General features: G+C 57.2%; 6 protein-coding genes. 5 read left to right on the forward strand and 1 reads right to left on the reverse strand.

All coding sequences use genetic code 11. The features are described from left to right. Positions 1 to 10 precede the first annotated feature (10 nt). The 3 genes from HMPREF1992_RS06940 to HMPREF1992_RS06950 are packed head-to-tail and all read left to right on the forward strand — an operon-like array spanning position 11 to position 4,764. Complete coding sequence (locus HMPREF1992_RS06940; RefSeq protein ID WP_037358857.1) at positions 11 to 2,419, forward strand: homocysteine S-methyltransferase family protein; 2,409 nt, start codon at positions 11 to 13, stop codon at positions 2,417 to 2,419. A 27-nt stretch (positions 2,420 to 2,446) separates the two neighbouring features. Continuing rightward, positions 2,447 to 4,240, forward strand: a complete 1,794-nt coding sequence (locus HMPREF1992_RS06945) for a bifunctional homocysteine S-methyltransferase/methylenetetrahydrofolate reductase (RefSeq protein ID WP_037358927.1) — start codon at positions 2,447 to 2,449, stop codon at positions 4,238 to 4,240. Further along, positions 4,237 to 4,764 (forward strand): nitroreductase, encoded by a 528-nt coding sequence (locus HMPREF1992_RS06950; protein ID WP_021685166.1) that lies wholly within the window; start codon positions 4,237 to 4,239, stop codon positions 4,762 to 4,764. Before HMPREF1992_RS06945 ends, HMPREF1992_RS06950 begins: the two co-directional genes overlap by 4 nt. A gap of 47 nt (positions 4,765 to 4,811) precedes the next feature. Here HMPREF1992_RS06950 and HMPREF1992_RS06955 read toward each other — a convergent pair whose 3' ends face one another. Beyond that, on the reverse strand, positions 4,812 to 5,375 hold the full coding sequence (locus HMPREF1992_RS06955) for a hypothetical protein (RefSeq protein WP_037358862.1): 564 nt from the start codon (positions 5,373 to 5,375) through the stop codon (positions 4,812 to 4,814). Positions 5,376 to 5,495: 120 nt separating this feature from the next. Between HMPREF1992_RS06955 and rfbA the strand changes: the two genes are divergently transcribed. Both rfbA and rfbC read left to right on the forward strand, forming a co-directional pair. After that, positions 5,496 to 6,371: a glucose-1-phosphate thymidylyltransferase RfbA gene (gene rfbA / locus HMPREF1992_RS06960; RefSeq protein WP_037358866.1), complete on the forward strand. Its 876-nt coding sequence runs from the start codon at positions 5,496 to 5,498 to the stop codon at positions 6,369 to 6,371. Positions 6,372 to 6,383: 12 nt separating this feature from the next. Continuing rightward, entirely contained in the window at positions 6,384 to 6,944 is a 561-nt protein-coding gene (gene rfbC / locus HMPREF1992_RS06965) for a dTDP-4-dehydrorhamnose 3,5-epimerase (RefSeq protein ID WP_021685169.1), read from the forward strand. The last annotated feature ends 171 nt before the right edge of the window (positions 6,945 to 7,115 follow it).

Raw genomic sequence — 7,115 nt, forward strand, 5'->3', positions numbered from 1 at the left:
GAGATATGGAATGAACGATATCATTATACTGGACGGGGGCATGGGAACGGAGCTGCAGGCTCGCGGGCTTGCGCCGGGGGAGCGCCCCGAACTCTTCGGCATGGAGCATCCCGATGTGATCGAGGAGGTTCATCGCAACTACATCGCCGCGGGCAGCCGCGTCATCTACAGCAATACCTTTGGTGCAAACGGACACAAGCTTGTCGGCACGGGAAAGACGGTAGCAGAGGTGATCGCTGCGAACGTCGCGACTGCACGCCGTGCTGCGGAGAACTCCGGCGTCACGGGCGTGCGCGTTGCACTCGACATCGGCCCCATCGGGGAATTGGTCGAGCCGCTCGGCACGCTATCGTTTGAGGATGCATATGAGCTTTTCCGCGAGATGGTGACTGCGGGCGAGGAGGCGGGTGCCGACCTTGTGATCTTTGAGACGCTGACCGACCTCTACGAGGCCAAAGCGGCGGTGCTGGCGGCAAAGGAGCATACGAAGCTGCCAATCTGGGTGACGATGACGTTCGAGCAGAACGGGCGCACCTTCCTCGGTGCTGCCGTCCCGTCCGTTGCGGTCACGCTCGACGCGCTCGGTGTTTCGGCGCTCGGCGTCAACTGTTCGCTCGGTCCCGTGGAGCTTGTCCCGATTGTAGATGAGCTTATGGAGTGGACGGATCTGCCGATCATTGTAAAGCCGAACGCGGGACTTCCTGACCCGCGCACGGGCGCGTACGAAATGACAGCGGAGGACTTCGGACGCGAGATGACAGCGTTTGCACAGCGCGGTGCAGTTATCATGGGCGGCTGCTGCGGCACGACGCCCGACTTTATCCGTGCGCTTTCGGCCGCTGTCGCGGGCGGCGCGTCGGAGCGCCCTGCGCGGAAGAAGCGCAAGGGGGTCGCCTCCCCGGGGCGCGTTGCGGAGTACGGTAAGCTCAACGTCATCGGCGAGCGCATCAACCCGACGGGCAAGAAGCGCCTCCAACAGGCGCTCCTTGAGGAGGACTACGGCTACATCAAGAAACTTGCCATCTCGCAGCAGGAGGCGGGGGCGCAGGTGCTTGACATCAACGTCGGCGCACAGGGCGTGGACGAAGAAAAGATCATTCCGTACGTTGTCAAGGCGGTACAGAGTGTCGTTGACTTGCCGCTCCAGATTGACTCGGCGAATCCAAAGGTGATCGAGGCGGCGCTGCGCGTGACAAACGGGCGCGTCATCATCAACTCGGTCAGCGGCGAGCGCGAGCGCATGGACGCCATCTTCCCGCTTGCGAAACACTACGGCGCGGCAGTGCTCGGTCTCGCAATGGATGAGCGCGGACTCCCAGAGACGGCGGCACAGCGCGTTGCCATCGCTGAGCACATTGTCGCGGAGGCAGAAAAGTACGGCCTTGACCGCGAGGACATCATCATCGACTGTTTGACACTCACCGTCTCGGCACAGCAGGAGCAGGCGATGGAGACCCTGCGCGCAGTGCGCGAGGTTCATGAGCGCCTCGGACTCCACTGTGCGCTCGGCGTCAGCAACATCTCGTTCGGACTGCCCGCGCGCGGACACATGACGGAGAACTTTCTCATTCAGGCGATGCACGTCGGACTTGATTTCCCGATCATCAATCCGAACACGAAGGGCGTCATGGATGCCGTTGTATCCTTCCGCGCGGTGTCGGGGGAGGATGTGGACTGCGCCGCATATATCGAGCGGTTTGCTCCCGAGCAGGCAGAGATGCGCCGCCGCAAGGAACTCGGCATTACGGGCGATGAGGCGGCGGGAGCGGTACAGACTGCCGCAGCGGACAGTGCGGGCGAGGTCGATCCTCTGATGGACGCGATCATTCGCGGACTCAGTGACGATGCGGAGCGCATTACGCGCAAACTCCTCACGGAGATGGCGCCGATGGAGATCATACAGGAGAAGGTCATCCCCGCGCTTGACATCGTGGGCGACCGCTACGAGAAGGAGATCATCTTCCTGCCGCAGCTCATCAATGCGGCGAATGCGGCAACGGCGGGGCTTGAACTCATTAAAGTACGCCTCGCCGAGGAAGGGCAGGGCGTATCAAAGGGCAAGATCATCCTCGCCACGGTAGAGGGGGACATCCACGACATCGGCAAGAACATTGTAAAGGTCGTCCTCGAGAACTACGGCTACCAGATTATCGACCTCGGGCGCGACGTACCCATTACGCGCGTCGTAGAGGTCGCCATCGAAAAGCAGGTCGGGCTGATCGGGCTTTCGGCGCTCATGACGACGACGGTCACGGCGATGAAAAAGACCATTGAGGCACTGCACGAGGCAGGGCATTCCTGTGAGACCGTCGTCGGCGGCGCTGTGCTGACCGAGGACTATGCGAAGGAGATCGGCGCGGACTACTACGCGGGAGATGCGCGCAGCATTGTCGAGATCGCACGCCGCGTATTGGGATAGTAAAAAACAGCAAGGAGGCTTATGGATATGGAGCAGGAGCGCGTGAATATACGGGAACATATAAAGAAAGAGCCGCTCATCTTTGACGGCGGCATGGGTACCTATTACGCCCAAAAGACGCATACGCGCGGCAAGGGCGTGGAGCTCGCAAACATCGAGACTCCGATCGTGGTCGAGGAGATCCATACAGAGTATCTGCGTGCGGGTGCGCAGGCGATCAAGACCAACACCTTTGCGGCGAACCGCATTGTCTATCAGGGGGATACGGCGCTCGTCGAGCGCATCCTGCACACGGGCTTCGAGATCGCCGCGCGTGCGGCAGAGCCGTTCGGCGCGTATATCTTTGCCGACATCGGCCCCGTCACGGGACTGCCGCCTGCTGACATCATCGAGGAGTATTACTTCCTGGCCGACTCCTTCCTTGCGGCGGGCGCGCGTCACTTCCTCTTTGAGACAAACTCTTCCGCAGAGGGGCTGGTCGAGACAGCGGCACACATCAAGCAGGTCTGTCCTGATGCATTCGTCCTGACATCCTTCTCTGCCTTCCCCGGCGGCTATACGCGCGACGGTTTCTTCGTTGAGGAACTTGTTCGTGTGGCTGTGGAGAGTGGCTACATTGACGCTGTTGGCTTCAACTGTGTCAGCGGCGTCCAGTCGATGAAGGAACTCGTGCATCTCCTCGGCACATGCTCCTTGCCGCTCTCTCTCATGCCCAATGCAGGCCATCCGATCGTCGTTGATGGGCGTACCTTTTATGAGAGCGCACCGGATTATTTTGGCAAGGGGCTTGCCGCCATCGTAGGTGACGGTGTATCCATCGTCGGCGGCTGCTGCGGTACGACGCCGGATCACATCCGCGCTCTTTGCGGCGCATTGAGAGACGAAGGAAGTGTCACGGCAGAAGCGGAAGAACGGGCGGTGCGTACTGCACTTGCACCGTCGCGCAGCCCGTTCTTTGATGCACTGAGAGCAGGGGAAATCCCCATCGCTGTCGAGCTTGATCCACCTGAGACCGGTAATGCAGATAAATTCATGGCGGGGGCGCTGGAACTTCAGGCAGCGGGTATTCATGCCATCACAATTGCAGACAACCCTATTGCGCGTGCCCGCATGGATGCGGCAATGCTTGCGGGGCGTGTTTACCGCAGCCTCGGACTCGAACCGATTCCGCATATGACCTGCCGTGACCGCAATCTCAACGCAATCAAGTCCATCCTCCTCGGCCTGAGCGCCGAGGGCATTCACAACATGATCGCAATTACGGGGGATCCGATTCCAACCGCAGAGCGCGATGAAGTGAAGAGTGTCTATCAGTTCAACTCACGCAAACTGTCCGCATTCATTACGAACCTCGGAGAGCGCGGCGATGTCGTGCCATTCCATATCTTCGGGGCACTCAACGTCAATTCCCAACATTTTCCTTCACAGCTTGGGCTTGCAAAAAAGAAGATGGAGGCAGGGATGACGGGATTCTTCACACAGCCCGTCCTCAGTGCACGGGCAAAGGAGAATCTGCGTACGGCACGCGATACCTTGCCGGGGGCGCTTATCATAGGCGGCATCATGCCCGTTGTCAGTGAGCGCAACGCGCGTTTTATGGAGAGTGAGATCTCGGGGATTCATGTCGAGGAGCGCATCATCAATGCCTATCACGGACTCGATCGTGAGGCGGCAGAGGAACTTGCCGTGCAGCTTTCACTTGAGATTGCAAAAGATATTGCGCCATACATTGACGGCTACTATATCATCACGCCGTTTTCGCGGACATCACTCGTCGCGCGCATCGTAAAAGAGCTGACTGCAAGGAGACTGGCACAATGAATACCACCATTAAAGACATAATTGAACGCCGCAGCATCCGAAAATTCAAGCCGGATGAGGTGCCTCAGGCACTCATCGACGAGGTGATCGAGGCGGGGCTTTATGCCGCAAACGGCAAGGGGAAACAGGCCCCGATCATCATTGCTGTGACGAATCCTGACCTCAGAATGCAGATCATGCGTGACAACTGCCGTATCGGCGGCTGGAAGGAGGGCTTTGACCCGTTCTATGGCGCTCCTGTCATCCTCATCGTACTCGCGCCGAAGGACTGGCCAAACGGCGTCTACGACGGCAGCCTGGTCATGGGAAATCTCATGCTTGCAGGGCACGCACTTGGACTTGGTACGATCTGGATCAACCGCGCGAAGGAGGAGTTCGAGGAACCTGCCTATCAGGCGCTGCTGAAAAAACTCGGCATCGAAGGCGAATACATCGGCATCGGGCACTGCGCCCTTGGCTATCCGGACGGCAACCCGCCGAAGGCGTCGGCACGCCGCCCGAATCGCGTGTATTACGTTTCGTAAAAAGGGATGTTGCACGAAGTTTTCTAGCTTCGTGCAACATCCCTTTTTCAGTGTGGTTTGGTATTCTCAAGCGCCATCGGCAATGTATGTGCCGCAGCTGCCATCTCGCGCAGATCAGCGGACGATTTCTTCGCCCAGACAGCGGATACCTTTTTTTGAAATGCAAGCGCCGAAAGAGGCTCTTCTTTTTGTGTACGTACATTCTGTCGTATGATCTCTGCGAACTCCTCGGGCACATGTGCCGTTCGCTGCGCAAGCAGAATCTTTAAGTTCGTATCGACGAGATAGAGATGGATCGTCGGATCAACGAGACTCTTTTCATCCGGCAGCAATTCCTTCTTGACGAGCGAGAGGGAGAGCGGTGCATCGCCCCAACCATCCTTGAAGATCCCGTCAATGCGATAGAGAAGGAAGAGAATGCCGTCGACCTCTGTCAGGGCAAACTCAATTTCTCCCGTACGGAACGCCTCGACGGCGATGGCATCCGTGTGCGAGAGCTGGAGCAGGAACATTATGCCGTTCCGATCCACCTGAAACATCCCGCCGTCCGCCTGTGCCAGTATGGGCATAGGGAACGGGTCACCAACAGAAAAATTCACCGACGTACTCATGACATCTCCTTACTAACATTCATGCAAAAAATATCTTGGAACGAAAGCCATTGTATTTTATAGATACATTATTATATAATGATAGACAGAATTCTTCAAGAACGCAGAAGAGGTGACGGGATGATCAAGAAGGGAATTATCCTCGCAGGAGGATCGGGCACGCGGCTCTACCCGCTGACAAAGGTCGTATCAAAGCAGCTCATGCCGATCTACGACAAGCCGATGATCTACTATCCGTTGAGCACGCTGATGCTCGCGGGCATCAAGGACATCCTCATCATTACAACGCCGAGCGACAGCGCGCTCTACAAGGAACTGCTCGGTGACGGCAGTCAGCTTGGCATTTCCATTTCGTATGCCGTGCAGCCGAGCCCGGACGGACTTGCACAGGCATTTATCATCGGCGCGGACTTTATCGCGGGTGAGGGATGCGCACTTGTACTCGGTGACAACATATTCTATGGTTCTGACTTTGCTCAGGTCCTGCAGTGCGCTGTGCAGAGCGAGGACGGCGCAACCGTGTTCGCATACTACGTGTCCGATCCAGAGCGCTATGGTGTCGTCTCCTTCGATGCGGTGGGGAATGCGCTCACGCTCGAGGAAAAGCCCAAAGAACCAAAATCAAACTACGCCGTTACGGGACTTTACTTCTATGACAGCGACATCGTAGAGATCGCACGCGGCATCCGTCCTTCGGCGCGTGGAGAGCTTGAGATTACGGACGTGAACAAGGTATATCTTGCGATGAACAAGCTTCGCGTGGAGCGCCTGAGGCGCGGCTATGCGTGGCTCGACACGGGAACGCATGAGTCCCTGCTGTCGGCGGCGACATTTGTCCAGACCATCCAGGCACGGCAGGGACTCAAGATTTCCTGCATTGAGGAGATCGCCTACCGCATGGGGTACATCGACGCCGAGCAGGTGCTTCGCCTTGCCGAACCCCTTGCAAAGAATGAGTACGGCATCTATCTGAAACGCATGATTCAGGATGCATAGGGGAGCAGTTAAATGAACGTAATTGAAACGGCACTTCCCGGTGTCCGTATACTCGAACCGCAGGTGTTCGGTGATGCACGCGGCTGGTTCATGGAGAGCTGGTCGAAAAAGAAGATGGAGGATGCAGGGATCTTTGTCGACTTCGTCCAGGACAATCATTCCTTTTCTGCACAGAAGGGGACGCTGCGCGGTCTGCATTATCAGCTGAACCCCATGGCACAGGCAAAACTCCTGCGCGTCTCGCACGGTGCAATCTTCGACGTTGCTGTCGACATTCGACGCGGCTCACCGACGTATGCCAAATGGGTCGGCGTGGAACTCACGGCGGAGAATTATCGGCAGCTCTTCATCCCGCGCGGCTTTGCCCACGGATTCATCACACTGACCGATGATGTCGAAGTACAGTACAAGGCAGATAATCTCTATGCACCCGACTGCGATGGGAATATCCGCTGGAACGATCCAGAGATTAATGTGCAGTGGCCGCTTGCACCGACGGTACTATCGGACAAGGATGCTAATGCACCCCTTCTTGCCGCACGTACAGAACTCAACTTTACCTACAGCACATAGGCATGGCAGGATTTTCTTAAAAAGAATCACAAAAAATGAAAAAAGGGGGTTGACGAGAGTCAGCCCCCTGTGTTATATTATGACAGTCGCGCCGATGAGGGCAACGAAAGCGGAGAGAAACGCTGAAAGCCTCTAAATGGCGCCGGATGTACCCTGAAAACTACACAATGC

The sequence above is a fragment of the Selenomonas sp. oral taxon 892 str. F0426 genome, from assembly GCF_000468035.1.
GTDB lineage: Bacteria > Bacillota > Negativicutes > Selenomonadales > Selenomonadaceae > Centipeda.

Excerpts from the sequence above, each read along its gene's own strand:
- HMPREF1992_RS06940 (WP_037358857.1), top strand. The coding sequence starts at position 11 with ATGAACGATATCATTATACTGGACGGGGGCATGGGAACGGAGCTGCAG.
- HMPREF1992_RS06945 (WP_037358927.1), top strand. The coding sequence starts at position 2,447 with ATGGAGCAGGAGCGCGTGAATATACGGGAACATATAAAGAAAGAGCCG.
- HMPREF1992_RS06950 (WP_021685166.1), top strand. The coding sequence starts at position 4,237 with ATGAATACCACCATTAAAGACATAATTGAACGCCGCAGCATCCGAAAA.
- HMPREF1992_RS06955 (WP_037358862.1), bottom strand. The coding sequence starts at position 5,375 with ATGAGTACGTCGGTGAATTTTTCTGTTGGTGACCCGTTCCCTATGCCC.
- rfbA (WP_037358866.1), top strand. The coding sequence starts at position 5,496 with ATGATCAAGAAGGGAATTATCCTCGCAGGAGGATCGGGCACGCGGCTC.
- rfbC (WP_021685169.1), top strand. The coding sequence starts at position 6,384 with ATGAACGTAATTGAAACGGCACTTCCCGGTGTCCGTATACTCGAACCG.